Genomic DNA, 24,547 nt, shown 5'->3' on the forward strand with positions numbered 1-24,547 from the left:
CGCGCGACGCATCCGGCACTCTTTCACGCGGTCATCCACGATGTGTCAAACAACCCTGCAATAACGGCTTCGGCCTGTTTAAACCTGAGTGGTTTACTGGGAAACCCTCAAGGCGAAGGGGTCAATTGCCGTTATTCCTTGCAAACATGTAAGCGCCGCGCCTACGCGCCGGCTAGAACAGCAAGGAAAGCCATGCGCAACAACCAGCCTGTCACCGGGCACGAATACGAATTCCCGTCGTCACACATGCTTGTTTCGGCGACCGATCTGACCGGCCGCATCCAGTACTGCAATCCGGCCTTCATCGCGGTCTCGGGCTTTACGCGCGACGAACTGATCGGTCAACCGCACAATCTGATCCGTCATCCGGACATGCCGCGCGAAGCCTTTGCCGACCTGTGGGCGACGATCCGCGACGGCCGTCCCTGGACCGCGCTCGTGAAGAACCGCCGCAAGAACGGCGATCACTACTGGGTGCACGCCAATGTCACGCCGGTGGTCGAGAAAGGCGCGGTCGTTGGCTATTTGAGCGTGCGCGTGAAACCGGAACGCACCGCGGTGCGCGCCGCAGAAGCGCTCTACGCACGCATGCGCAGCGGCGAGTCTCGCGGCGTGCAGTTGCGCCGCGGGGTGGTGGTGCGCACCGGCGTGCTGGGGCGTCTGCAGGCGCTGATGCGTCTGCCGGTCGCCACGCGCGCGGCGCTCGGCTACGCGATCACGCCGCTGGCGCTGCTGTTGACGGGCCTCGCCGCATGGCAAGGTGCGCCGCCCGCGCCGTTCTGGATCGGGTTCGGCGTCGCCACGGCGGTCAGCATCGCCTCGTGTCTGATGCTGACGCGGCAACTTGCCGCGCCGGTACGCGACATGTCGGGATTCGCCACGCGTCTCGCCGCCGGCGATCTGACCGCCGATCTGCAGATCGCGCGCCACGACGACCTCGGCGACGTGCTGCAAGCGCTGAATCAGTTGAAGGCGAATCTCGCGGCGATCGTCTACGACGTGCGCGCCCAGATCACCGGCATGCTGGACAACGCGCGCGAGATATCCAGCGGCAATGTGGATCTCGCGAGACGCACGGAATTGCAGGCGGCGTCGCTCGAAGAAACCGCGGCCACCATGGAAGAACTGACCACGACCGTCCAGGCTAACGCCGATGCCACCGTGCGCGCGCTCGATCTGGCGAGAGAGGCCCAGGCGGCGGCCGCAGTCGGCGGCAAGATTGCCGGCCAGGTCGAGCAGACCATGGCGGGCATCACCGCGGCATCGCGGCGTATTGCCGACATCACCGGTGTGATCGACGGCATCGCGTTCCAGACCAATATCCTCGCGTTGAACGCTGCCGTCGAAGCGGCGCGGGCGGGCGAGGCAGGCCGTTCGTTCGCCGTCGTCGCGGGCGAAGTGCGCATGCTGGCGCAACGCTGCGCGGCGTCGTCGAAGGAAATCAAGTCCGTGGTCGAAGCAAGCGCATCCGAAGTCGCGGCCGGCACCGAACTGGTTGCGCGGACAACATCGCAAATGCGCGTGATCGACGAGGCGGTGGGCCGCGTGTCGTCGATCATCGTCGACGTGGCGAACGCGAGCAGCGAACAGGCCGAAGGGATTCGCCAGGTCAATCAGGCGGTCTCGCATCTGGACGGCGCCACGCAGCAGAACGCCGCGCTCGTCGAGCAGGCGGCGGCCACCGCGCAGCGCCTGGCGGAACAGGCGGACGTGCTGGACGAAGCCGTGCGACTGTTCACTGTCGCCGACGCAGCGCCGGCGCAACGCGTTGCCGGCACGAAGCGCGAGGTGTTCACCGTCGATGCAGCGCGAATGCCCGCGCCCGGGATCAAACGACACCGCGCGCCCGTCATCGCCGATGATGCCGAGCGGGAAGAAGCTGCATTGATCTGATGGATCGGCGTTACTCCCACCTCGACAGTCCACTATTGACGCAGCACGATGGCTCCGTCAGCGCCCAGTTGTTTGCAAGGGCAGGCTGACCCGAGTAACAACGGCGTTTAGCGGCCCGCCCCCTTCTGTGGACGGGCCTATTTTTTTGGGGCCGGCGCTGGCGTGCTGGTGTTGACGCAGTTGAAGATTGTCGAGGCAGCGCCTTCGCACATGCGCCACTGCCAGTGCAGCAGATCAGGTGCACGGTGAGGGAATACGGGAGGACACCCTCGCAAACTCGCCACAAGAAGATGGTCTTGCGCGGTGCGAAGCGATGCTACGCTAGACAGGCAGCGCTTCCATTCTCGCGCCACGCGCCGCCACGAAAAAAACGTGCAAGCGCACTCTCATGCCGATTCCCGCCACCCGGAGGCCGACGTGATCCCTTCCGATCAGCCACGCGTCAATCCGCTGTCTTCGCACCTCGCCGCCATGGCGCGCAACAGCGCGTGGTCGAACCTGCGCCTCTACCGCGCCTGCCTCACATTGACCGACGAAGCGTTCGCCGAACGCAGGGTGAGCTTCTTCCCGTCGTTGCAGCTCACGTTGAATCACATCCTGCTGGTGGACCGTTATTACTTCGACGCGCTGATCGGCGGCGGCGCAGGTCTCACCATTTTCGACAACGAACTGCCCTATCCGCGCGCAGCCGACCTGTGGGATGCACAAGCGCGGAGCGATCAGCAACTGCTCGCCTTCTGCGAATCGCTGGCTGACGACGATCTGCCACACGAAGTCCAGATAGACCGCGGACCGTCGGTCGGGGTGCAACGCGAGCAGATCGGCAACGTACTGCCGCATGTTTTCGTCCATCAGATTCATCATCGCGGGCAAGTTCACGCGATGCTGAGCGGCACAGACGCCGCCCCGCCGCAACTCGACGAGTTTTTTCTCGCCGCCGACGCACCGCTGCGCGATTCCGAACTCGGCGATCTGAACGCGATGCGCGAGCAGCGGACCACACTGCGTCCCGCCCGACTCCCCTAACCGGAGCGCGCGTCAACAGCGTGACAGTCATAGAGAAGGATCGCACCGGCACGGGGCACGAAAAATGCATCCGTGGTGACCTGGAGTCGCGTTAAACTGGTTGTCACGGCGGGACGTCACGATAGGCGCTGCCCGGCGGGCCGCGCCAGTCAACGCGCTTGGCGGCGCAAGCCACGCAGGCAGGTGGACGGTGCAAACGTGACCGCGGCGCGACAGACGCCGCCCGATCCTGCCCGTACAATGGTTCGATCAACAACGGAACGAGGACAACTTCGATGCGCACTACCGGGTCTTCCGGGTCAATGGCCCTGCTCACCGAATACGACGACGCAACCGCGCGCGAACTTCGCTCGCTGCGCCTCGAATCGACAGAAGACGGCAAAGGCATTCTTTTGATCGAAGTCGATGAGCGCAAGCCAGGCATACACCGCGAAGTGCGCTACGAAATCACGCCAGCCGAACTGATTGCGGCCATTCGCGCACACGGCGCCGAATTGCCGGGCGAACAGCACAATCATCGTCAATGAAATCCGTCACGCGGCATTGCATTTCTGGTGCGAATGCCGCGTGACGCTTTAGCATCAACGGTTTCTAATTGCTTGCTGGGCCGGCGTCCGCGGACGTCAATCGGGCATTATTTCCGCTCCCGCATACCGCGCGACTTTCGCACCTATTTCGGTTTGTTCAGGTCGCGGTGCTAATGCGTCTTTCAGGTGATGCATTGCACTTGAGATAGCGCTTTCCATACCCAAGTAGAGGGCTACTTTTCAGGGCGTTTGCACGTCTTGAAAATGCGTCCATAATCCTTGCATTCTCTTCGCATTTCTACCTGCGCCGCACCCGAAAGGGCCGCGGATGTAAGCCGATGCTACATGATCTCGTCGAGCAATATGGGCCGGCGCTCGTGTTCGTAAACGTGCTCGCCGCCTCGATCGGGCTGCCGGTTCCGGCAATGCCGTCGCTCGTGCTGTTCGGGGCAATGGCCGCCATGCATCCCGGTTCTGTGGGCACGCAGTTGGCGCCAGTGCTCATCCTGTCGATATTCGCCACGCTGATCGGCGACAGCGCCTGGTATTTCGCCGGCCGTATGTACGGCGGCAATACGCTGAAAACGATTTGCCGGCTATCGCTCTCGCGTGACACCTGCGTGAAAAAGACCGAACGCTTTTTCGGCCGCTGGGGCGTGCGCGTGCTGGCCGTGGCCAAGTTCGTGCCGGGACTGTCGATCGTTTCGATCCCGATGGCGGGCGCCATGGGCACGCGCTACCGCACGTTCCTCACTTACGACAGCATCGGCGCCGCGTTGTGGTCCGGCACCGGTCTGATCATCGGCGCGTTGTTCGCCAAGCAGATCGACATGCTGTTCGCCCTCGCCGGGCGCCTCGGTCGTACGGCAGCGCTCGTCGCGGCGGCTCTGTTGCTGGCGTACGGCGCATATCGCTGGATACGCCGGCGTCAGGCGATGGCCAATCTCGCGTCCGCGCGAATCGAAGTCGACGAACTGGCATCGCTCGTGAAGGCCGGCAATACGCCGGTGCTGTTCGACATCCGTTCGAACGAGAAGCGCAAACTCGATCCCTTTGTCATTCCGGGCTCGCAATTCGCCGACGAGCGGCAGCTCGACGAGATCGTCGCGACCTATCCGCGCGATCAGAAGTTGGTGATCTACTGTTCCTGCCCAAATGAGATTTCCGCGGCATGGATGGCCAAGCAATTGAACGAAGCCGGCTTTTCCGACGTGCTGCCGCTGCGCGGCGGCATGGAAGCCTGGCGCGACTCGGGCAAGCCGGTGGAATCGCTGCCCAACATGCCGCCGCCCGAAGTGGCGGTCGACGACGTCGCGCCGAAGGCCGTATAGCGCAAGCAGCGCATCGTGATTCGCGCCTTCGGGCGCCGCGCCGCTTCGCCTCTCGTTCGATCCATCAATGAACACCGGAGGAGCGGTTCAATGCTTTCGACTCAAGAACCTGAAGTGCAGCAACCTGAACTGCCACAAGCGGACGTGCCGCAAGCAGACGTCGTCCCCGACGCGCCGTTTTCGTCGCTCTCGACGCGCATGCATCAGATGTTCCCCGCGCTCACGTGTGCCGAAATCGGCCGTTTGCGCAAGTTCGGCGAGATCGGCCACTGGAAGTCCGGTGAACTGCTCTTCGAAACTGGCCTCACCGGTCCCGGCATGTTCGTGGTGCTCGAAGGGCGCGTGAAGGTGTACCAGCGCGACGGCATCGGACGCGAAGTGCTGATCAACGAACATGGCGCCGGGCATTTCCTTGCCGAAGTCGGTCAACTGTCGGGACGGCCCGCGCTGGTCAACGGCATGGCGATCGGTTCGGTGGAAGCGTTGCTGATTCCGCCGGAGCAGCTGCGCGCGCTGATCGTCGCCGAAGCGGAACTGGGCGAGCGCATCATGCGCGCGCTGATTTTGCGGCGCGTGTCGCTGATCGAAAAGGGCGCGGGCGGCCCGATTCTGATCGGCAACAGCAACGACGCGCGGCTCGTCATGCTGCAAGGCTTCCTGTCGCGCAACGGCCATCCGCATTCCGTGATCGACGAACGCGATGAAGATGCGTTGCGTCTGATCGAGCAATTCGCCGCGCAGAAAGAAGACATGCCGCTGGTGATCTGTCCGGACGGCTCGGTGCTGCGTCATCCGAGCATGCCGGAACTCGCCACGTGCCTGGGCTTGCTGCCCGATCTCGACGATGCGCATGTGTACGACGTCGCGATCGTCGGCGCCGGTCCGGCTGGGCTCGCCACCGCGGTGTACGCGGCCTCCGAAGGTTTGTCGGTGATCGTGCTCGACAGCCGCGCGCCGGGCGGCCAGGCTGGTGCGAGCTCGCGGATCGAAAACTACCTCGGCTTTCCAACCGGCATCTCCGGCCAGGCGCTGGCGGGCCGCGCGTTCGTGCAGGCGCAGAAGTTCGGCGCGCACGTCGCGATTCCGGTCAACGTGAAGGCGCTGCATTGCGCCGACCGGCCGCATCGGCTGGAGTTGAAGTGCGGCGGGCATATCACGGCGCGTGCGATTGTGATCGCGAGCGGCGCAGTTTATCGGCGTCCGGCGCTCGAAGGGCTCGATCGTTTCGAAGGGCGCGGCGTGTATTACTGGGCGTCGCCGGTCGAAGCCAAGCTGTGCAAGCGTCAGGAAGTCGTGCTGGTGGGCGGCGGCAACTCGGCGGGCCAGGCGATTGTCTATCTGGCGACGCATGCGGCCAAGGTCCACGTGCTGATCCGGCGCAGCGGCTTCGAAGCCACCATGTCGCGCTATCTGATCGACCGGATCCGCTCGCTGCCGAATGTCTTCGTGCATCCGAATTCGGAGATCGGCCGGCTGGATTCGGACGACAGCGGCTTGTCGTCGGTCGCCTTGAAGAAGCCTTTACCCGACGGCACCGATCATTTCGACACGCGCCATCTGTTCCTCTTCACCGGCGCGGATCCGAATACCGACTGGCTGCGCACCTGCGGCGTGGCACTCGACGAGAAAGGCTTCGTGCTGACCGGCGCGAATGCCGATGGCGCCTCTGTCTGCGATCTCGCGACGACCGTCGAGGGCGTGTACGCGATCGGCGACGCACGCGCCGGCTCGACCAAACGCGTGGCGGCGGCCGTCGGCGAAGGTGCCGCCGTGGTCGCGCAGATTCATGAATTGCTTGCCGTGTCGGCGGGAGAAGCGGTCGCGCTGGGCGCCTGAATCTGCGGAAGGTCTGAAACCCCGCCGGCCTTGCAACCGCCGGCGGGTAACCTGCTGTTACACACGCCTTCAACTGGTTGCACCTGCTTGCCTTTCTGTCTCGTAATATTGGCGTCAGCCATTCGACAGGAGACAAGCATGTTTAAACGCGCGATTGTTTTCGCCGCCTTCGGCCTTGCCGCCGCCTGCGCATCGACTGCCGCCTCGGCGCGGGTGGACGTCGGCGTGTTCGTCAATACGCCGGGGCCGGTGTACGCAGCGCCGCCTGTCTATGCACCGCCGCCGGTCGTCTATGCGCCCCAACCGGTCTACGGTTACGGCTACCGGGACGACTACTATCGCGGTGGCCGTCACTGGCGTCACGATCACGGCCGTCATCGCGGCTGGGATCGGCATCACGGGCGCGGCTGGTAAAGGCAGGTTCGGGCGCTTCACGCTACAGTAGCGGCTGCTGATCCAGGCCGGGCCTCGCGCCGACCCCCATCGCAGTCACTCACTGATCGACGCCCGCGTGAAGACTCTTTCGCTTTCCGCCGCCCGCACGTTGCATCTGGCCGCCCAAGGTTTGCTGACGCCGCCGCGTCGCAAGGCCGTCAAGGCCGACGTGCTCGACGCGATTCGCCGCATGGCGCAATTGCAGATCGACACGATCCATGTGGTCGCGCGCAGCCCCTATCTCGTGTTGTTCAGCCGGCTTGGCGCTTATCCGCCGCAATGGCTCGACGAACATCTCGCCGAAGGCAAGCTATTCGAATACTGGTCGCATGAAGCCTGTTTCGTGCCGATCGAAGACTACGGCCTGCTGCGCCATCGCATGCTCGATCCCAGCGGCATGGGCTGGAAATACGCGGCCGAGTGGCACAAGAAACATCGCAAGGACATTGACAAGCTGCTCGCGCACATCCGCGCGACGGGTCCGGTGCGCTCCGCGGATTTTGCCCGTGAGGCGGGCAAAGGGCAACGGCTGGTGGGACTGGAAGCCGGAGAAACGCCATCTGGAAGTGCTGTTCGCGATCGGGCAATTGATGGTGGCCGAGCGGCGCAATTTTCATCGCGTCTACGATCTGACCGAACGCGTGCTCCCGGCCTGGGACGACGCGCGCGATCTGCCGCCCGCCCACACCGTGACCGACGCCGTGTTACGCCGCACCTGCCGTGCACTCGGCGTCGCGCGGGCCGATTGGGTCGCCGATTACTACCGGATGCCGCGTCGCCCGTATCGTGACGAACTGCACGCGCTCGCCGACCAGGGCGAGCTGATTCCGGTAAGCGTGGAAGGGTGGAAGCAGGACACCTACGTGCATCGAGACTTCGCCGCGCTACTCGACGATGCCGCGAGCGGCAAACTCACCTCGACGGTCACGACGGTGTTGTCGCCGTTCGATCCGGTGGTGTGGGACCGCAAGCGCGCGGCGGCGCTGTTCGACTTCGACTACGCGATCGAATGCTACACGCCCGCGCCCAAGCGCAAATATGGTTACTTCGTCTTGCCGCTGCTGAGTCGCGGCCGTCTGGTCGGCCGCGTGGATGCGAAAGCGCACCGGACTCAAGGCGTGTTCGAGCTGAAGTCACTGCATATCGAAGCGGGCGTGCGGCTGAGCGCGCGTCTTGCCGGCGATCTGCGACGCGCGCTGCAGCGCTGCGCGGATTGGCATGGCACGCCGCAACTGGAAATCACATCCGCGCCGCCGGAATGGCTCGACGCGTTAACCGTCGGTGACACGTTGGGCGACAGCGTGGCTGCCTGAATGCTGCCTGAGCGCTGCATCAACGTCGCACTCAATGCAGCGCCGCCCACGCGAGCGACAAGGAAAACACACCGAGCACGATCGAAGCGCCGCGCTGCATCTTCACCGGATTGAGCCAGCCGAGCTTGCCGCTGCCGAGCGCCGCGCCGAACGCGATCCACGCGAGCGCGATCGGCACCAGCAGGCACGCGAATATCAGCATCGAAAAGACATAGGCCGGCAGGTGCGCAAAAGCGATAGCCGGAAAGATCGTGCCGGCGAACAGCAAGCCCTTCGGATTGAGCAGCGTCGCCACGAACAACGTGCGCATGCCGCTCGCCCGCTGCGCCGAGTCGGGCAAGGCGACTGCCGCGCGCCACATATCGACAGCGAGATAGGCGATGTACAGGCCGGCCGCCACGCGTAACAGCGAGGGCAACCACGGCAGCGCATGCGCCGCCTGGACGAGAAAATGCCCCCACACCGAGATCGAGACCAGATAGCCGCCCAGTTCGGCGGCGATCAACGGCAGCGAACGCCGCACGCCCTGACGCAAGCCGGCCGCCGCAAGCAGCGTATTGGTAGGGCCGGGCGTAATCAGCACGACGATAATGCCGACGGCCAGCAGCGCGATGGCAGACGCAGAGAGCATAAAAAAGACGCAGTGTTCGAGAGACAGTGCACCTTTTTATCATAGACAGCGGCGGCGCCGAAATGCAGCGGCTAATTACAATGAAGAATCGCAACCGCGTGATGCCGTCACCAAACCGGAGCAACGGCCAGTCCACATCGGCAACGCGCTGTCGCCTTTAGTGATCCAGCTTCGCGCGCAGCTCGCGAGCGGCTTCCAGCAGCCCTTCGTAACCGGAACGTGCATGCTCCGGCAAATCGGGATCGCCGACGAACGTGCCGAGCGTTTCGATCAGGCTATACAAAATGCCCTTCGCGGCGCCGGATGCAATGCTGCCCGACGAAACCTGCTGATCCACGTGACTGAGCGCTGCATCGAGGTTTTCCAGATCGGGCCGGTCGCCCGTGGGTGGCTTAGGCGTTACGTCTTGCGTCATGATGAAACTTCGCTCCGGTTGATGCAGCGGTGAACAAGCCATCCTTTCACGTTGTTATATACCGATCGTGCGTTGCCGTCTATTCGTGATCTGCGCGCATGCGACCGGCGTCAAGGCGTCCATCGATACATCAGAATTTTTGCGCGGGCGTCGTCCTCGAGTAGCACGACGTACTCGCCGTTGTCGCGTTGCACCGCGCTGATGCCGAGATACACGTCCACCCAGCCGCTCGTATTGCCGACGCTCGCGCCCGGCGTCATATAGCCCACCACCTGGCCGGTGCGCGCGTCGTAGACATCCACCCTCTGCGTGTACAGCTCAGCTACGAAGATGTAATTGCCGGTGACCGCGACGCCCACGGTCGTCGTTTGCGGATTGCTTTGCGTGTTCCAGGGCAGTGAGATCGTGTACTGCTGCGTCGGCGTGCCGGAGCTCCAGTTGTCATAACGCGCGAGCACCGGGCCCGCCTCTTTCCAATGCGTCGCATCCCATGGAATCGCGCTCGTGAAGCCGGAGATATACATCGTGTCGGTCGCCGCGATGTAGACGATCCGCGCAATCCGCGTGAACGGTTGCGGCATCGCGAACATCGTCGAACTGGCGTACGTGTAGATCGGGTTGCCGGCGGAGTCGAGACCCTGTAGCGGCATTTCTCGTATGCCGCTCAACGGCGTGGCGAGCCAGACGTTGCCCGGCGGGTCGACCCACCAGAAGCCGTTTCCGACCGTGCTGCCTGTCGACGGATTGCTGCTGATCTCGCTGGCGTCGACGCTGCCGTTGCCATTGTTGTCGCGCCACATCCATTCGCCATACGCGGGCTGCGCGGCGGGCCATGTGCCCGGTAGCGGATTCTGCGCGAGCAGGCCGGATGGAATCGCCATTTCACCGTGGGCGGCGTCGAAGCGATAGACGTTCAGATAATGCGCGCCCGGATCCAGCGTATAGAGAAATCGCCGGCCGTTGATTCGACGCACCATCGGCTCGCCGCGCACGCCGCGCGGCTGATGAAACGCGGGGTCGTCAGGATAGTCGAACCGGTCGAGCGTGAAACCCGCATACGACCATTCGCGACCGACGGGTTGGCTGTAGTCGAGCGTGAAGCGCTTTGAGCCGGAGTAGACGGAATTGGGCGCGGCGGGATCGAACGCGGCGCTATCGACGAACGTCAGACCGTACAGGCGCCAATTGAACGCATGCGACCTGTACACGTAGCTTTCGAGCACCGCGCCTTGTCCGACCGACACCGATCCGACAGGCCGCGGCCCTTCTCCGTTCTGCGCGACGTACAGATTGCCCGCGGGATCGACACCGATGCCCGTCATGCCGTTGAAGCGCCAATTGCCCGGCACGCCTTTGACCGCGTGAAAGATGCCGTTGCGCGTGCCGATCGGCGCGGCCGCTTGCGGCTGACCGTTGGCGTCTTTGTTAAAGACGAGAATCTGCTGCGACGGCCCATTGTCCGCAACGAGAATTTGCCCCGCCGGCGTGACCGCGATGTCGGCCGGCACGGCGCCCACCGGCAGCGTCAATGTGCTGGCGAGCGCGGTGCCATTCGCGGCGTAGTGCTGAATAGTTAGGGTTCCCGACGAGATACCGCTGATCACCCACAGCGTCGAATCGGTGTCTACCGCAATGCGTCCCGGCGACGTCACGTTCCACGAGCGCAAACGCTGCATCGAATTCGCGTCGAACACGACGATCCGGTTCGCGTAGGGATCGGCCACGTAGAGTTCGCTGTCGGTGGCGGCCATGCCGCGAATGCTCGCGTCGTTGCCGGTCGTTACCGTCTCCAGCGGCAGAAAGCTGTTCTTCGTCGCATTGGCGCTATTGCCGATGCCGCCGCTAAACGGCGCACCGGTCGCCAGATTGGCGAGCGTGCGGCGCGTGATGCCGTACCAGGTCAAGTTGGCCGCGGGATAGTCCGCGCCGACCAGGGCGTTGCTTTCGTTACCGATCGACATCGCCGCATAAAGATACGTGTGATTGACCGCGACCGCGTCGCCGCCGGCCGCGCCCCAGCCATGTGTCGAGCCGGCTACGGCGATCTTGTCGCCCGCGCGATAAGCGGCGATTTCACTGCCGCTTTCGTCCCAGGGCGCGTTGGTGTACACGGTGCCATCGGCGCCGACGCTGATGGCCTGAATATCCTGCTGCATCCATTTGCCGTCGCCGAAACCAAAGCTATTGCCGATCCATGAAGTGGTGTAATTGAGTTGCGATTGCGCTGTCGCATTCAGTGGAATAAGACTGTTAAAAACAAAAACGGCCACACCCAGGCGAGAGAACAATGTCACGACGGTATTTCCTTGCGAGGTACGAAGCGCGTCCAGTTGGCATGTCCGGCGCGTTTTCGCGCACATGCCGATCGATAAGCAATCGCGCATGCGTAAAGTTTGGCGCTTTATCCTCGCATAGAAAAATCGGAAATATATTGATAAAAAAATATCGCTTTAAATGTTGAATTACCCAAACCATTCCAAGCGCATAATCTCACGCACGAATACGGTGCTATTTGCCTCTCACGCGGATGCGATAAGCGCACCGGCGCGCGCCGACCAGCACATGTTCCTCGCGCTCGATTGAACCGTCCTCGCCCACGATCGCCGCAAAGAGTTGCAACTCCGTGCGGCAAAATCCCTGGCAGGTCCACGCCGCCGCACAAATCGCGTGCAGGCCATGCGGATATTCGTACGCTCGTCGATACGAGCAGTTTTACGCGCGCCACGACTGTGCAGGCGCTCGAGTCGCTGCTCGGCGTGCAACTGCTGGTGCGCACGACCCGCAAGGTCACGCTGACCGCCGAAGGCGCCGCCTATTACGAACGCTGCGCACAGATTCTCGCGGCTGCCTTTGGTTTTTTCTCGATATTCGCTCTCCCGCAAAAGCTCACCGGCGGATTTTTTGCACAGCTTTTCAGCTCCCGAAAACGCTCACCTCAAAAGCCTGCACGGTCCTTCACGAAGTCCGCACCCGACGCACAAAAATACGTCGCGTGAGATCGAACGCCACCAGATTGCCGGCCACCACCAGCAACAGACCGACGACGGCCAGCGCGGACCACCGATAGCCTTCGAATACCGTCGACACCGCGAGCGCCACGATCGGAAACAAGACCGTGCTGTAAGCGGCGCGTTCCGGTCCGATGCGCCCGACCAGCATCAGGTACGCCGTGAAGCCAACCACCGAGCCGAATATCGCGAGATAGGCGAGCGCGCCGAGATAGCGCGCGGACGGCTCGACGGCAAACGAAAAGCCGGCCAATACGCTGCCCATAGTCAGGACGCTGGCGCCGATCAGCATCGCCCAGCTATTCGTGGCGAACGGGTGCAAGCCCATCGCCTGCATGCGGCTCGACAACAGGTTGCCGGCCGAGAAGCACAAGGTTCCGAGGAACGCGATGCCGAGACCGAACCACGCGGCGTGATCGCCGAGATGCCCCGTCATCTGCTGAACGAACAGACATACGATGCCGACGAGTCCCAACGCGGCCCCCGCAATCGCCGTAGGTTGCAACGGCCGGCCCATGAACAGGCGACCGTTGATCGAATTCAGCAGCGGCGCGGTAGAAAACACTACCGCCACCAGGCCGCTCGGCACCACCTGTTCAGCGTAGTAGAAGCACAAAAAGTTTAGACAGAAGAGCGCCAATCCTTGTGCGATCAGGAAACGCCATGCTGCACGCGGCGGCCAGATCGGCCGGCGCATGATGCGCAGCAGCGCGAACAGCACCAGCGCCGCGATCCAGAAACGCCAGGCAATGGATACCGGCGGCGGCACCGCTCCCAGTTGCCATTTGATCGCGATCCACGTGGTGCCCCAAATCAGAACGGTGACGGCATAGAGGAACAAATTCATGGTCGAGCCTGCAGCAGCAAATACGGGATTTCACTATGCCGCAGCCCGGCTGGCCGCGCTTGTCCAGGATTGCGCACTTTTTCGGAGTGGCAAGCCGTCGCACGCGGGCAGCCGTATACTGGCGCTCATTCAGTCACGACAAGTATTTCGCCCGCTTCGTGAACACCAGACCGCCCGTGCCCGTGAGCCACTCCTCTGAAACGCCGTTCGGCCTTCAGTCGGTGTGTCACACGCTGAGCAGCGCGAACGCGAATCTGGACCGTTTCGCGTGGCTCGGCGACCGGCTGGCCATCGCCCTCTGGACACGCGACACGGAAGAAGCCGAGACCGTCTACGAGCGTCCCGGCCATCACACGCTGTCGTGCTATCTGGACGGCGGCTATCGCACCGAACGCCAGAAAATGCCAGGGCATTACGGCGCGCCGTCGCGGCTCTGCGCGCTGCCCGGCGAGCACGAATCACGCTGGTGGGTGCGCGGGCACATGCATTTCATGCACCTGTACTTCCTGCCGGAGCACTTCACGCAGCGCGCGGTTCAGGAACTCGACCTCGAACCGCGCGAACTGACGCTCGCCGATCGCACGTATTTCGAAGACGCCCGCATCGCCACGTTATGTCAGTCGCTGGCGAACGAAGACTGGCAGGATCCGGACGGCTTGCTGCGCACCAACGAGACCGCGCATCAGGTGCTGAGTCTGCTGTTGCGCGCGCAAGGTGTGCGCCGCACGGATGCATCGCTCAAAGGCGGCTTGTCGGTCGCGACTCGCCGGCGCCTGCATGACTACATCGAAAGCCATCTCTCGCAGGCGCTCACGCTCGGCGAGCTGGCCGGCGTAGCGGCGCTGTCGGAATTTCATCTTGCGCGCATGTTCCGCACCTCGTTCGGACTGCCACCCGCCGCGTGGATCGCGCAGCAGCGGCTCGAACGCGCTCGCACGTTGTTGCGCACCACGGCGCTGCCGCTCGCGCAGGTCGCCGAGCAATGCGGATACGCAAACGCCAGCCATTTCAGCCATCGTTTCCGCGAGAGCGTCGGCGTGGCGCCGACCGCGTATCGGCAGGCTGTCGCCGCCTGAGCGCGGCCGCCGCGCTTCACGCGTTGCCGTGGTTGCCGCACTTACCGCAACGCCATCGCCAGCACGCGCGCCACGTGGATCGCGTCGACTCCCGCGCCGTCGTGGATCTGATGCCGGCAACTCGTGCCGTCCGCGACCATGAGCGTGTCGCCGTCCATCTTGCGCACCGCCGGCAGCAGAGAAAGCTCCGCCATCGCTTGTGACGTCGCGTAATGCTCGGCCTCGTAGCCGAAACTGCCCGCCATTCCGCAGCACGACGATTCAACCGTCGATACCTTCAACTCAGGAATCCACTTCAACACGGTTTGCACGGGCGTGAAGGCGTCGAAGGCTTTCTGATGGCAATGGCCATGCACCAGCGCCTGCTGCTTCGCCAAAGGCTTCAACGCAAGCTCCAGACGCCCGGCCTTTTCCTCCCGCACCAGAAACTCTTCGAATAGAAATGCCTGTTTCGACAACCGCTGCGCTTCGTCGCCGAAACCGTAGTGCAGGAATTCGTCGCGTAACGACAGCAAGCACGACGGCTCCAACCCGACGACCGGCACACCGCGCTCCACGAACGGCTTGAACAGATCGAGCATGCGCCGTGCTTCCTGCTTCGCTTCATCCACAAGACCCGCCGCGAGGAACGTGCGGCCGCAACACACGGGCCGCTCGCCCTGGCGCGTGTTGAAGTGCACCGTATAACCCGCAGCCTCCAACACTTGCTGCGCGGCGCGCGCGTTCTCCGGCTCCATGTTGTTGTTGAACGTGTCGACGAATAGCACGACTTCTTTGAGTTCGGCACCTTGGGCTGCGTTGCGCGACGACACCGCATCGGCCAAAAAAGACTTCTTGAAGCGCGGCAAGCTGCGCTCGGGCGCGAAACCCACGGACCGCTTGAGCCACGCCGACAGCACCGGCACGTTATCGGCGAGCGCCATCAAGCCCGGCATGCGGCTCGCCGTCGACGCGTACCGCGGCATGAAAGCCACCAGCTTGTCACGCAGACGCAGCCCGTGACGCTTGACGCGCGCCGCCCGTGCCTCGATCTTGAACTTCGCCATATCGACGCCGGTTGGGCAATCGCGTTTGCAGCCTTTGCACGACACGCACAGATCGAGCGTTTCCTTGACCTCGTCGCTCGCGAGACCCGCTTCTCCGAGTTGCCCGGAAATGGCGAGGCGCAACGTGTTCGCGCGTCCGCGCGTGACGTGCTGTTCGTCCTTCGTCACGCGATAGCTGGGGCACATGGTGCCCGCGTCGAACTTGCGGCAATGGCCGTTGTTGTTGCACATCTCGACGGCTTTCGCGAGACCGCCGGCCAGATCGTTACCGCTGCCCGGCAAGCTCTCCTGTCCGGTCAGCGGATCGCGTTCGACATTCCATGCCGACCAGTCGAGCGCCGTATCTATGCGATGTTCCTTATAGCCCGGTGCGAAGCGGAAATTGCGCGCGTCGTCCATTTTCGGCGGACGCACGATCTTGTCGGGATTGAAGCGGTTGTCCGGATCGAACAGCGCCTTGATCTCGCTGAACGCCTGATTCAGGCGCGGCCCGTACTGCCACGCGACCCATTCGCCGCGGCACAGTCCGTCGCCGTGCTCGCCCGAATAGGCGCCCTTGTACTCGCGTACGAGGGCCGCGGCTTCGTCGGCGATCGCGCGCATCTTCTGCGCACCGTCGCGGCGCATGTCGAGAATCGGCCGCACGTGCAGCGTGCCGACGCTCGCATGCGCATACCACGTGCCTTCCGTGCCATGTCGATGGAACACCTCGGTCAGGCGGCTCGTGTACTCAGCAAGATGTTCGAGCGGCACGGCGCAATCTTCGATGAAGGACACCGGCTTGCCATCGCCCTTCATGCTCATCATGATATTGAGCCCGGCCTTGCGGACTTCCCACAACGCTTTCTGTTCGTTCGCGTCGGGCATCTCGACGACCGAATCGGGCAAGCCGAGATCGGCCATCAGTTCCGTGAGTTGCTTGAGCGACGCGAGTTGCGCGTCGCGGTCCTCGCCTGCGAACTCCACCAGCAGAATGGCTTGCGGTTCGCCGACCAGCGCCTTGCCGATCACCGGACGAAACGCCGGATTGCTCATCGCGAGATCGATCATCGTGCGATCGACCAACTCCACCGCCACCGGTTTCAGCTTGACGATGTGCTGCGTGAGGTTCATCGACTGCCAGAAGGTCGGAAAGTTGACCACGCCGAGCGTTTTATGCACGGGCAGCGGCGCAAGCCTGAGCGTCAATTGCCGGCTGAACGCGAGCGTGCCTTCCGAGCCGACCAGCAGATGCGCGAGATTCGCGACGCCGTCGTCGGTATAGGCGCGCGGATTCTGGCAATCGAACACGTCGATGTTGTAGCCCGCCACGCGGCGCAAGACTTTCGGCACACGCGCCACGATTTCATCGCGCTCGCGTTCGGCGATTTGCTTCACGCCAGCGAGTATCTGCTGCAAGCGCGCGCCTTGCGGCGCCTCGCGCAATGAGGCGAAATGCGCTTCGCTGCCGTCGGCGAGAATCGCGTCGATTGCGTCGACGTTGTGCACCATGTTGCCGTATTCGATCGAGCGCGAGCCGCACGAATTGTTGCCGGCCATGCCGCCGATCGTGCATTGCGCGGCCGTCGAAACATCCACCGGAAACCACAGACCGTGTGGCTTGAGCCACGCGTTCAGATGATCCAGCACGACGCCTGGTTCGACCGTCACCGTGCGCGCTTCGGCATCGAAGGCGACGATGTTGTTCAACCATTTGCTCGTGTCGATCACCAGCGCTTCGCCAACCGTCTGGCCGCATTGGCTCGTGCCCGCGCCGCGCGCGAGCAGCGGCACTTTTTCGCTGCGCGCGATTTCCAGTGCAATGCGCAGATCGTCCTGGTCGCGCGGAACCACGACACCGATCGGCGTGATCTGATAGATCGATGCATCGGTCGCGTAACGGCCACGGCTCGCCGCATCGAACAACACGTCGCCGCGCAATGATTTGCGCAGATGTTGCGCGAGCGGACTCGTCAGACGCGCGGCGGACGGAACCAGGTGGATCGGCTTGACGAGTAAAGCGGAAGTGGGATTCGTCATTTCGTCGGCCTATGGCAGAGACAGGAAGCGGCTAGTACAGCGTGAGGCTGACCGGCGCGAGTCCTTCAATGCGCCCGCTCGCCGTGCCCGCCGTCTTCGGAAAGAACATGCCGGTGTATGAACCAGCCGTGATGACCATCTCCGGCGTCACGGCAATGCCGCGCGACGTGGCGTGATTGACGAGCCACGTCAGCAGGCGCCGCGGATCGCCGGCCGGATTGGCGGGCGTGGCTTTAACCACATCCTGTCCGTCGAAACTGAATTGCAGCGACAGCGCGACGAAAGGAAAGTCCTCGCGATATGGCATGAATTCGCCGACGATCAACGCGCCGTGATTCTGCAAGTCCGCGAGTTGAGCGAGCTTGTCGATGGCGGGCCATTCGGCGTAGCGGCTCGCCACGATCTCGATGGTCGCGCCGATCGAGCCGATACTCGCCAGCACTTCGGCCTCGCTATACGCCGTGGTGGAAACATCGAACCGCCGCCCGAAGCGAAACGCGATTTCGAGTTCGAGTCCCAAGGGCGCGAACTCTTCGCGCGGCAAACGCGCGCCGTCGGCATGCAGGTCGAGGTCGGGCAACGGCGCGCCCTGGATCGGACCGCTTTCGGACTTCGCGCCGATTTTCCAACCGGCGATCCGCGCGCCGCATGCGTCCAGGATCTCGTGCTGGATCGCGTAGGCCGCGGCGGCGTCGGCAGGGGTTTGCTCCGGTGGCAACGTGTCGAGCGTGACGTGATTGCGGCGTGCGTCGGCGAGACGCCGGCTGAGTGCTGTCGTCATAGTGTCGTGTCGTGAGGCGCAGAGATGGAGCCGTGCAGTGCGCTCAAACGCCCATGCCGGTGGGAACGTGCGCCTTGTCGGCATTGAGCGCGAATTTGCTTTCCGGCTGCATGCGGAACGCGAGCACCACGCCGATCGCCATCAACAGCATGCTGCCGACGAATGGCAATTCCCAGCTCCCGAAGTAGTCGATCAGAAAACCGCCGACCACCGGCGAGATGATCGCGGCCAAAGCCGAGCCGGTGTTCATCATGCCGCTCGCCGTGCCCGAGTATTCCGGCGCGATATCCATCGGAATCGCCCACATCGGACCGATCGTCATTTCAGCAAAGAAGAAGCCGGACGCGAGACATGCCATCGACAGATACAGGCTGTGCGTGAACATCAGCGGAATCAGCGAAAGCAGGCAAAAGAACATGCAGACCGACACCATCCAGCTGCGTGCGCGCTTCAGACTGCCGGTGCGGGTGAAGATCCAGTCGGTCACAATGCCGCCGAGCGTATCGCCGATCACGCCGGCGAAGAACACCACCGAGGCGAAGATCGCCGACTTCTGCAATTGCAGGTGATAGCTGTGCAGAAAGTATTGCGGAATCCAGCTCAGGAACAGCCACAACGTCCAGCCGTAGCAGAAGTACACGATCGTGACCGGCCACATGCGGCGAAACAGTTTGCTCCACGGCACACCGGCGGCTTTCGGCTTCGGTGCGGGCAGCACGGACAGTTCGTCGTTCGTGATACGCGGGTGGTCTTTCGGATGCTCGGTAAATGTAATGGCCCACACGCCGACCCACAACAAGCTGAACACGCCGCAGATATAGAACGATTCGCGCCAGCCCCACGTTGCCATCACGAGAACGATCAGACCGGGCGCCACCGCATTGCCGATCCGCGACGCCGCATGTGTGATGCCCTGCGCGAAGCCGCGCTTTTCCTTGGCGACCCAACGCGCCATCGCCGAGGTGGCGGCGGGAAACGTCGCGCCTTCGCCGAAGCCGAGCAGCACGCGGGCGGCCAGCAGCGAAATCAGGCCGCCGGCAAAGCCCGTGAGCAAAGTCGCAACGCCCCAGATCGCGCCGCAAAAAATCAGCGTGCGTTTCGCGCCGAAGCGATCACTAACCCATCCGCCGATGATCTGAAAGATCAGATACGGATACGCGAAGGCCGAGAACACAAGGCCGACTTCCGTATGCGAGAGATGGAATTCCTTGCCGAAACCCGCGGCCGCGGTGCTGACGTTGACGCGGTCGAGGTAGGTGATGAAGTACATGATGCAGAGCATCACTAGAACGATACTGGTCGCACTGGTCACACGAAACCGCTTCATCGTCTCTCTCCATTGCATGTGTCGACGGCGGGCCCGAGATGGCGCGCTGCGTCGTTACCCCGGCGGCGGCTTGCGCCGCGGGACCATCGCATTCGTTCAGGCCGCGTTCTGTGCGCGGCTTCGTGAGGGAAGTGCTCCACGCCTTCCCTTTTTTAGCGAGTCGCCGATTGCGCTCCGCTCTCAGGCTGCGGCTTTCAGGCCGGATGCCTTCGTCGGCTGGCTCAACCACTCCATAGCGGCAGGCAAGCCACTTTCCTTGAGCGGCACGCCCGCGAGCCGCAGACCCATTTCGCAGCCGGCCAGCGTGGCTAGCAGCATCAGGTCGTTGCAGTCGCCGAGATGGCCGATGCGGAACATGCGCCCTTTCATCTTGCCGAGCCCCGTGCCGAGCGACATGTCGAAGCGTTCATAGATGAGCTTGCGCACCGCATCGGCGTCGATGCCGTCGGGCATCATCACGCCCGTGAGCACCGGGCTGTACACCGACGGATCCGCACACTGTATTTCCAGGCCCCACGCACGCACGGCGCGACGGGTCGCTTCGGCGAGACGTTCGTGACGGGCGAACACGTTGTCGAGCCCTTCGCCGAGAATCATTTCGAGCGCTTCGTTCAGGCCGTAGAGCAGGTTCGTGTTCGGCGTGTACGGCCAGTACCCCGTCTTGTTCATCTCGACGATGTCAGTCCAGTCCCAGAAACTGCGCGGCAGTCTGGCCTGCTTGCTGGCGGCCACGGCTTTCGGCGAGATCGCATTGAAGCTGATGCCCGGCGGCAGCATCAAACCTTTTTGCGAACCCGAGACGGTGACGTCGACGCCCCATTCGTCGTGACGGTAGTCCGCACACGCGAGGCCTGAGATCGTGTCGACGAGCAGCAAAGCCGGATGACCCGCCGCGTCGATTGCGCGGCGCACGGCGGCGATGTCAGACGTCACCCCGGTAGAGGTTTCGTTGTGCACGACGCACACCGCCTTGATCGCGTGTTGCGTGTCGGCACGCAGACGCTCCTCGATCATTTGCGGCTGCACGCCGCGACGCCAGCCCTCAATGCCCGGCAGGCCGAGGAACTCCGGCTTCAACCCGAGGCTTTCCGCCATTTTTTGCCACAGCGTGGCGAAGTGGCCGGTCTCGAACATCAGCACGTGGTCGCCAGGGCTCAGCGTGTTCGACAGCGCCGCTTCCCAGGCGCCCGTGCCCGAGGCCGGGTAAATCACCACGGGCTGCTGCGTCTTGAAGATTTTCTTGATGCCGTCGAGCACCTTCAGGCCAAGTTCGCCGAACTCCGGACCGCGGTGGTCGATGGTGGGGTAGCTCATCGCCCGGAGGATACGGTCGGGCACCGGGCTCGGACCCGGGATCTGCAAAAAGTGACGGCCGGCGGGGTGAAAGTCTAGCTTGAGCATTGGGCTCCTCCGATTGAATTTTGCATTCAAAAAACTATATCAGACGAACTGTGACGATCCCAAGGCGAAAATTGCGTGTGCGCACCGGTGTTTACCCGCGCTGTTAACTAATCTTTGAGCTTCCTATAAAATCCGGGCTAATGGGATGTTGAGGGTTTTTGTATGCAAAATTCGGATTTTGAGGCGAGCATCACCGCTTCCCCGCTCATGCCGAAAGTCGAGCGGCAGCGCTTGCACGACACGGTGGTGGAGCACATTCGGCGCTTTATCGTTGAAGGCGTGCTCGAGCCGGGCAAGAAACTGAACGAGCGCGAGCTGTGCGAAACGCTCGGCATTTCGCGCACGCCGCTGCGCGAGGCGCTGAAGGTGCTGGCCGCTGAAGGGCTGATCGAGATTTCGCCGAATCGTGGCGCGTCGGTGTCGAAGATGTCGGAGGCTGAGCTGCGCGAGACCTTCGAATTGATGAGCGGCCTTGAAGCCTTCTCCGGCGAACTGGCGGCTGAGCGGATGACGGCGGCTGAACTCGCCGAGATCAAGGCGCTGCACTACGCCATGCTCGCGTGCCGCACGCAGAACGATCTGGCTGGGTACTACAGCCGCAATCAGGCGATTCACGACAAGATCAACGAGGCGGCCAGGAATTCAGCACTGCGGCAGACCTATGTCGCGGTGAACCGCCGCTTGCAAGCGCTCAGGTTTCGGTCGAACTTTCAGATCCCCAAGTGGGATAGCGCGATTCATGATCACGATGAAATGCTGAAGGCGCTCGAGGCGCGAGACGGCAAGAAGCTGAGTGCGATTCTCAGGCAGCATCTGCTTGATAAGCGCGATGCGGTTTTGCAGGTGCAATCGCGGGAAGAGGTGGCTGCGTCGCCGTTGAAGACTTGAGGTGAGTCGAGTCAATGCATCTGGACGCCGGCTGCGTCTGGCGTTGGTGTGAGTTTGCACATCCGCGCCGATCGCAAAACTTGTCCACCTAAAATGTTGGCAAGCATGTGGACAACGTTCTTACATCTTGCGCAAGTGCTTGATGCAAAGGGTGTATCGGCTGGTGGGGCATGCATGAGCATGAGCCGCGCCACGGCCGGCGGGGTCTGTCGCCCCGGTGCCGCACAGGCCGGTACGGGCACGATGCCCAAGCTTAAACAAGTATCTCCACGGAGTGCAACGCTCGGAGAATTTCCGGCGGTCGCACCCAGGATTCGTCGCGGATCGTATCGATCAGGCAGTCCATAAAACAACTCGACACGGCATCGGGCGGCTGCCCGGCACGCGTGATGATGCCGACGGTCGACTCTTCCAGTTGTTCTCGTACGGGGATCGCGCAGAGCCCTTCGTGCGCCGCGCATAGCTCGACGAGCGGCCATGGAAAAATGCTGACCATATCCGTGCGCTTGAGCAGCGAAACGGCAACGGTCAATGAGTGGAGAAAGTGAATGCTGCGCGGCACGGTCAACCCGTACTGCGCGAACATCGTGTACGGCGTCCGCCCTTCCGTTTCAGGATCCAGCGCGACGAGCCAGTCGAGATCGAGCAGATCGACCAGCGAGCGGCTGTCCGCACGCGGATGACCTTGCCGCGCGACAATCGCCCGGCCCGAAGAAAACAGCGGCCGGTAAGCGAACTCGGAGCCTGTCTCGCCCGGCGTTTGCCTGCCCACGTAGATGTCCAGGCTGCCGTCGCGCAAACGCGGATTGGCAATCGCAGGCAGACCTTCGAAGATCTCCAGCTGGATGTCCGGCATCCTCGCACGAAAGCGCGTAACCGCCTCCGGAAGAAACGTCTTGGTGACCCACGCCGACACGGCCACCGAAAGGCGCCCGTGCGGAGCGCCGCGCATCGCATTAACGGCCTGATGCGCATGGGTGATTTGCGCGACGACGAGGCGCGCATGGACCAGCAGCGTTTGCCCGCATTCCGTGAATGTCACGCCTGACGAAGTGCGCGCCACGAGCTGCATTTGTACGGTCTCCTCCAGATACTTAAGGTTTTGAGTGACCGCCGCGGGCGAGGAATTGAGCAGACGCGCCGCGCCGCGGACGCTGCCCGCGTCGGCAATGGCGACAAGCGCACGTAACTGATGAAATTTCATTGCACTTAGAGATTAACGACGCCACCGGCGAACGCGTTGAAAACGACGGTGGCCGCGGCGACGCGGGCAACGCGGGCGACGGCTTGGTCATGGCAAATCGCGGGCGACCGCGACACCACGTTCGACAACGCGACAGCAAGCCTTCAGTGCAGAATCTTCGCGAGAAAATCTTTCGCGCGATCCGACTTCGGATTCGCAAAGAAATCTTCCTTGCGGTCGTCTTCCACGATCAGGCCGCGATCCATGAAGATCACGCGATGGGCGACCTTCCTTGCAAAGCCCATTTCGTGCGTGACGCACATCATCGTCATACCCTCCTGAGCAAGCTCTACCATCACGTCGAGTACTTCGTTGATCATTTCCGGATCGAGCGCGGAGGTGGGTTCGTCGAACAGCATTGCAATCGGATCCATAGAAAGCGCGCGCGCGATCGCCACCCGCTGCTGCTGACCACCCGACAGTTGCGCCGGAAACTTGTCCGCCTGCGCGCGCAGACCGACGCGATCCAGCAACCTCAGCCCCTTCGCCGCCGCTTCGTCTTTCGAACGGCCCAGCACCTTGACCTGCGCGAGCATCAGATTCTGCACAATCGACAGATGGGGAAACAGTTCGAAGTGCTGGAACACCATGCCAACTTTCGCGCGCAACTTCGACAGATTGACCTTCCTGTCGGTCAGCGATTGACCGTTGATGACGATCTCGCCTTTCTGAAATGGCTCGAGGCCGTTGACGGTTTTGATGAGCGTGGATTTCCCCGAACCAGACGGACCACACACCACGACCACTTCGCCTTTCTGGATTTTGGTCGTGCAATTCGACAGCACCTGGAACTGCCCATAATATTTAGAAACGCCATTCAACTCGATCATTTTGCCAACCTCGTTCGGACCACTTTAACGGTTACCGTCAACCCTGTAGTAATCGACCAGTAAGCGACGCCGGCGAACAGCAGCATTGGCACGACCGTACCGTCGCGCTCGCCGATTGCCGATACCCGGCGGAAAAAATCGCCCAGCGCGATCACGTAGACCAACGACGTGTCCTGGAAAATCACGATGCACTGTGTCAGCGCCACCGGTACCATCGCGCGAAACGCCTGCGGCAGAATCACATAACGCATTGTCTGTCCGGCTGTCATGCCTAGCGCAAGCGCCGCCTGCGCCTGGCCGCGCGGCAGGCTTTCGATCCCGGCCCGGATGATTTCGCAAAAGAATGCGGCTTCCAGCAGCGAGTAGGCCACCATCGCGGAGATGAGCCGCACGTCGACACCGGCGGGCAAGTTGAACAGCGCCTTCAGAAACTGCGGGACGATCAGGAAGAACCACAACAACAGCATCACCAGCGGAATCGATCGGAACAAGGCAACGTAGCCTTGGGCGAAAACGCGTACCGCGCGCTGCGGCGACCGGTGCAATACCGCTAGCACGGTGCCCCATAGCAGCCCGCACAAGATCGCCACGAACGTAATCTGCAATGTGACGCCCATGCCCGCGAGCACGATACCTTTTGAATCCGCGAGCGCTTGCCAATCTATGTTGAACAT

Annotated in this window: 19 protein-coding genes and 2 pseudogenes; 10 read left to right on the top strand and 11 right to left on the bottom strand. The window is 62.7% G+C overall.

What is annotated here, in order from left to right; translation table 11 throughout:
- The first annotated feature begins 192 nt into the window (after window positions 1-192).
- The 7 genes and pseudogenes from BPHYT_RS34360 (at window position 193) to BPHYT_RS34390 (ending at window position 8,361) form a co-directional block, all read left to right on the top strand.
- Entirely contained in the window at window positions 193-1,893 is a 1,701-nt protein-coding gene (locus BPHYT_RS34360; RefSeq protein ID WP_012428732.1) for a methyl-accepting chemotaxis protein, read from the top strand.
- Window positions 1,894-2,310: 417 nt separating this feature from the next.
- Entirely contained in the window at window positions 2,311-2,919 is a 609-nt protein-coding gene (locus BPHYT_RS34365; RefSeq protein WP_012428733.1) for a DinB family protein, read from the top strand.
- Window positions 2,920-3,194: 275 nt separating this feature from the next.
- Window positions 3,195-3,446 (top strand): hypothetical protein, encoded by a 252-nt coding sequence (locus tag BPHYT_RS34370; RefSeq protein ID WP_007178686.1) that lies wholly within the window; start codon window positions 3,195-3,197, stop codon window positions 3,444-3,446.
- Between the two features lie 338 nt (window positions 3,447-3,784).
- Entirely contained in the window at window positions 3,785-4,777 is a 993-nt protein-coding gene (locus BPHYT_RS34375; RefSeq protein WP_012428734.1) for a DedA family protein/thiosulfate sulfurtransferase GlpE, read from the top strand.
- Window positions 4,778-4,867: 90 nt separating this feature from the next.
- A complete protein-coding gene (locus BPHYT_RS34380) occupies window positions 4,868-6,613 on the top strand; it encodes an FAD-dependent oxidoreductase (RefSeq protein WP_012428735.1) in 1,746 nt (581 codons plus the stop codon).
- Window positions 6,614-6,751: 138 nt separating this feature from the next.
- On the top strand, window positions 6,752-7,027 hold the full coding sequence (locus BPHYT_RS34385; RefSeq protein WP_012428736.1) for a hypothetical protein: 276 nt from the start codon (window positions 6,752-6,754) through the stop codon (window positions 7,025-7,027).
- Window positions 7,028-7,124: 97 nt separating this feature from the next.
- Window positions 7,125-8,361: pseudogene (locus BPHYT_RS34390) on the top strand (winged helix-turn-helix domain-containing protein).
- A 31-nt stretch (window positions 8,362-8,392) separates the two neighbouring features.
- Here BPHYT_RS34390 and BPHYT_RS34395 read toward each other — a convergent pair.
- The 3 genes from BPHYT_RS34395 to BPHYT_RS34405 all read right to left on the bottom strand — a co-directional run bounded on the left by BPHYT_RS34395 (window position 8,393) and on the right by BPHYT_RS34405 (window position 11,701).
- Window positions 8,393-8,992 (bottom strand): LysE family translocator, encoded by a 600-nt coding sequence (locus BPHYT_RS34395; RefSeq protein WP_012428737.1) that lies wholly within the window; start codon window positions 8,990-8,992, stop codon window positions 8,393-8,395.
- Window positions 8,993-9,149: 157 nt separating this feature from the next.
- Entirely contained in the window at window positions 9,150-9,407 is a 258-nt protein-coding gene (locus BPHYT_RS34400; RefSeq protein ID WP_012428738.1) for a hypothetical protein, read from the bottom strand.
- A 110-nt stretch (window positions 9,408-9,517) separates the two neighbouring features.
- Window positions 9,518-11,701 carry an NHL repeat-containing protein gene (locus BPHYT_RS34405; protein WP_012428739.1) on the bottom strand — a complete coding sequence of 728 codons (2,184 nt, stop codon included), beginning with the start codon at window positions 11,699-11,701 and terminating at the stop codon, window positions 9,518-9,520.
- A gap of 382 nt (window positions 11,702-12,083) precedes the next feature.
- Between BPHYT_RS34405 and BPHYT_RS37735 the strand changes: the two are divergent.
- Window positions 12,084-12,250: pseudogene (locus tag BPHYT_RS37735) on the top strand (LysR family transcriptional regulator); the annotation flags it as partial.
- 112 nt (window positions 12,251-12,362) lie between these two features.
- Here BPHYT_RS37735 and BPHYT_RS34415 read toward each other — a convergent pair.
- Window positions 12,363-13,262, bottom strand: coding sequence for a DMT family transporter (locus BPHYT_RS34415; protein WP_012428740.1), 900 nt, complete (start codon window positions 13,260-13,262; stop codon window positions 12,363-12,365).
- A 158-nt stretch (window positions 13,263-13,420) separates the two neighbouring features.
- Between BPHYT_RS34415 and BPHYT_RS34420 the strand changes: the two genes are divergently transcribed.
- The gene (locus tag BPHYT_RS34420) at window positions 13,421-14,338 is read left to right on the top strand and encodes a helix-turn-helix domain-containing protein (protein WP_041759910.1); all 918 of its coding nucleotides are present in this window, start codon (window positions 13,421-13,423) and stop codon (window positions 14,336-14,338) included.
- A gap of 41 nt (window positions 14,339-14,379) precedes the next feature.
- Here BPHYT_RS34420 and BPHYT_RS34425 read toward each other — a convergent pair whose 3' ends face one another.
- The 4 genes from BPHYT_RS34425 to BPHYT_RS34440 form a co-directional block, all read right to left on the bottom strand.
- A complete protein-coding gene (locus BPHYT_RS34425; protein ID WP_012428742.1) occupies window positions 14,380-17,403 on the bottom strand; it encodes an FAD-binding and (Fe-S)-binding domain-containing protein in 3,024 nt (1,007 codons plus the stop codon).
- Between the two features lie 31 nt (window positions 17,404-17,434).
- On the bottom strand, window positions 17,435-18,184 hold the full coding sequence (locus tag BPHYT_RS34430; RefSeq protein WP_012428743.1) for a 2-keto-4-pentenoate hydratase: 750 nt from the start codon (window positions 18,182-18,184) through the stop codon (window positions 17,435-17,437).
- 43 nt (window positions 18,185-18,227) lie between these two features.
- Window positions 18,228-19,511 (bottom strand): MFS transporter, encoded by a 1,284-nt coding sequence (locus BPHYT_RS34435; RefSeq protein ID WP_012428744.1) that lies wholly within the window; start codon window positions 19,509-19,511, stop codon window positions 18,228-18,230.
- Window positions 19,512-19,691: 180 nt separating this feature from the next.
- Entirely contained in the window at window positions 19,692-20,912 is a 1,221-nt protein-coding gene (locus tag BPHYT_RS34440) for a pyridoxal-phosphate-dependent aminotransferase family protein (protein WP_012428745.1), read from the bottom strand.
- A gap of 162 nt (window positions 20,913-21,074) precedes the next feature.
- On the opposite strand from BPHYT_RS34440, the gene BPHYT_RS34445 reads away from it, so the two are divergent.
- Window positions 21,075-21,800 carry a GntR family transcriptional regulator gene (locus BPHYT_RS34445; RefSeq protein ID WP_012428746.1) on the top strand — a complete coding sequence of 242 codons (726 nt, stop codon included), beginning with the start codon at window positions 21,075-21,077 and terminating at the stop codon, window positions 21,798-21,800.
- Window positions 21,801-22,053: 253 nt separating this feature from the next.
- Here BPHYT_RS34445 and BPHYT_RS34450 read toward each other — a convergent pair whose 3' ends face one another.
- The 3 genes from BPHYT_RS34450 to BPHYT_RS34460 form a co-directional block, all read right to left on the bottom strand.
- Entirely contained in the window at window positions 22,054-23,004 is a 951-nt protein-coding gene (locus BPHYT_RS34450; RefSeq protein WP_012428747.1) for a LysR family transcriptional regulator, read from the bottom strand.
- 143 nt (window positions 23,005-23,147) lie between these two features.
- On the bottom strand, window positions 23,148-23,873 hold the full coding sequence (locus BPHYT_RS34455) for an amino acid ABC transporter ATP-binding protein (protein ID WP_012428748.1): 726 nt from the start codon (window positions 23,871-23,873) through the stop codon (window positions 23,148-23,150).
- Window positions 23,870-24,547: an ABC transporter permease subunit gene (locus BPHYT_RS34460; RefSeq protein ID WP_012428749.1), complete on the bottom strand. Its 678-nt coding sequence runs from the start codon at window positions 24,545-24,547 to the stop codon at window positions 23,870-23,872. The genes BPHYT_RS34455 and BPHYT_RS34460 overlap by 4 nt, the downstream gene beginning before the upstream one ends.

The organism is Paraburkholderia phytofirmans PsJN (assembly GCF_000020125.1).
GTDB lineage: Bacteria > Pseudomonadota > Gammaproteobacteria > Burkholderiales > Burkholderiaceae > Paraburkholderia > Paraburkholderia phytofirmans.

Excerpts from the sequence above, each read along its gene's own strand:
- BPHYT_RS34360 (WP_012428732.1), top strand. The coding sequence starts at position 193 with ATGCGCAACAACCAGCCTGTCACCGGGCACGAATACGAATTCCCGTCG.
- BPHYT_RS34370 (WP_007178686.1), top strand. The coding sequence starts at position 3,195 with ATGCGCACTACCGGGTCTTCCGGGTCAATGGCCCTGCTCACCGAATAC.
- BPHYT_RS34375 (WP_012428734.1), top strand. The coding sequence starts at position 3,785 with ATGCTACATGATCTCGTCGAGCAATATGGGCCGGCGCTCGTGTTCGTA.
- BPHYT_RS34380 (WP_012428735.1), top strand. The coding sequence starts at position 4,868 with ATGCTTTCGACTCAAGAACCTGAAGTGCAGCAACCTGAACTGCCACAA.
- BPHYT_RS34385 (WP_012428736.1), top strand. The coding sequence starts at position 6,752 with ATGTTTAAACGCGCGATTGTTTTCGCCGCCTTCGGCCTTGCCGCCGCC.
- BPHYT_RS34395 (WP_012428737.1), bottom strand. The coding sequence starts at position 8,992 with ATGCTCTCTGCGTCTGCCATCGCGCTGCTGGCCGTCGGCATTATCGTC.
- BPHYT_RS34400 (WP_012428738.1), bottom strand. The coding sequence starts at position 9,407 with ATGACGCAAGACGTAACGCCTAAGCCACCCACGGGCGACCGGCCCGAT.
- BPHYT_RS34415 (WP_012428740.1), bottom strand. The coding sequence starts at position 13,262 with ATGAATTTGTTCCTCTATGCCGTCACCGTTCTGATTTGGGGCACCACG.
- BPHYT_RS34425 (WP_012428742.1), bottom strand. The coding sequence starts at position 17,403 with ATGACGAATCCCACTTCCGCTTTACTCGTCAAGCCGATCCACCTGGTT.
- BPHYT_RS34430 (WP_012428743.1), bottom strand. The coding sequence starts at position 18,184 with ATGACGACAGCACTCAGCCGGCGTCTCGCCGACGCACGCCGCAATCAC.
- BPHYT_RS34435 (WP_012428744.1), bottom strand. The coding sequence starts at position 19,511 with ATGAAGCGGTTTCGTGTGACCAGTGCGACCAGTATCGTTCTAGTGATG.
- BPHYT_RS34440 (WP_012428745.1), bottom strand. The coding sequence starts at position 20,912 with ATGCTCAAGCTAGACTTTCACCCCGCCGGCCGTCACTTTTTGCAGATC.
- BPHYT_RS34445 (WP_012428746.1), top strand. The coding sequence starts at position 21,075 with ATGCAAAATTCGGATTTTGAGGCGAGCATCACCGCTTCCCCGCTCATG.
- BPHYT_RS34450 (WP_012428747.1), bottom strand. The coding sequence starts at position 23,004 with ATGAAATTTCATCAGTTACGTGCGCTTGTCGCCATTGCCGACGCGGGC.
- BPHYT_RS34455 (WP_012428748.1), bottom strand. The coding sequence starts at position 23,873 with ATGATCGAGTTGAATGGCGTTTCTAAATATTATGGGCAGTTCCAGGTG.
- BPHYT_RS34460 (WP_012428749.1), bottom strand. The coding sequence starts at position 24,547 with ATGTTCAACATAGATTGGCAAGCGCTCGCGGATTCAAAAGGTATCGTG.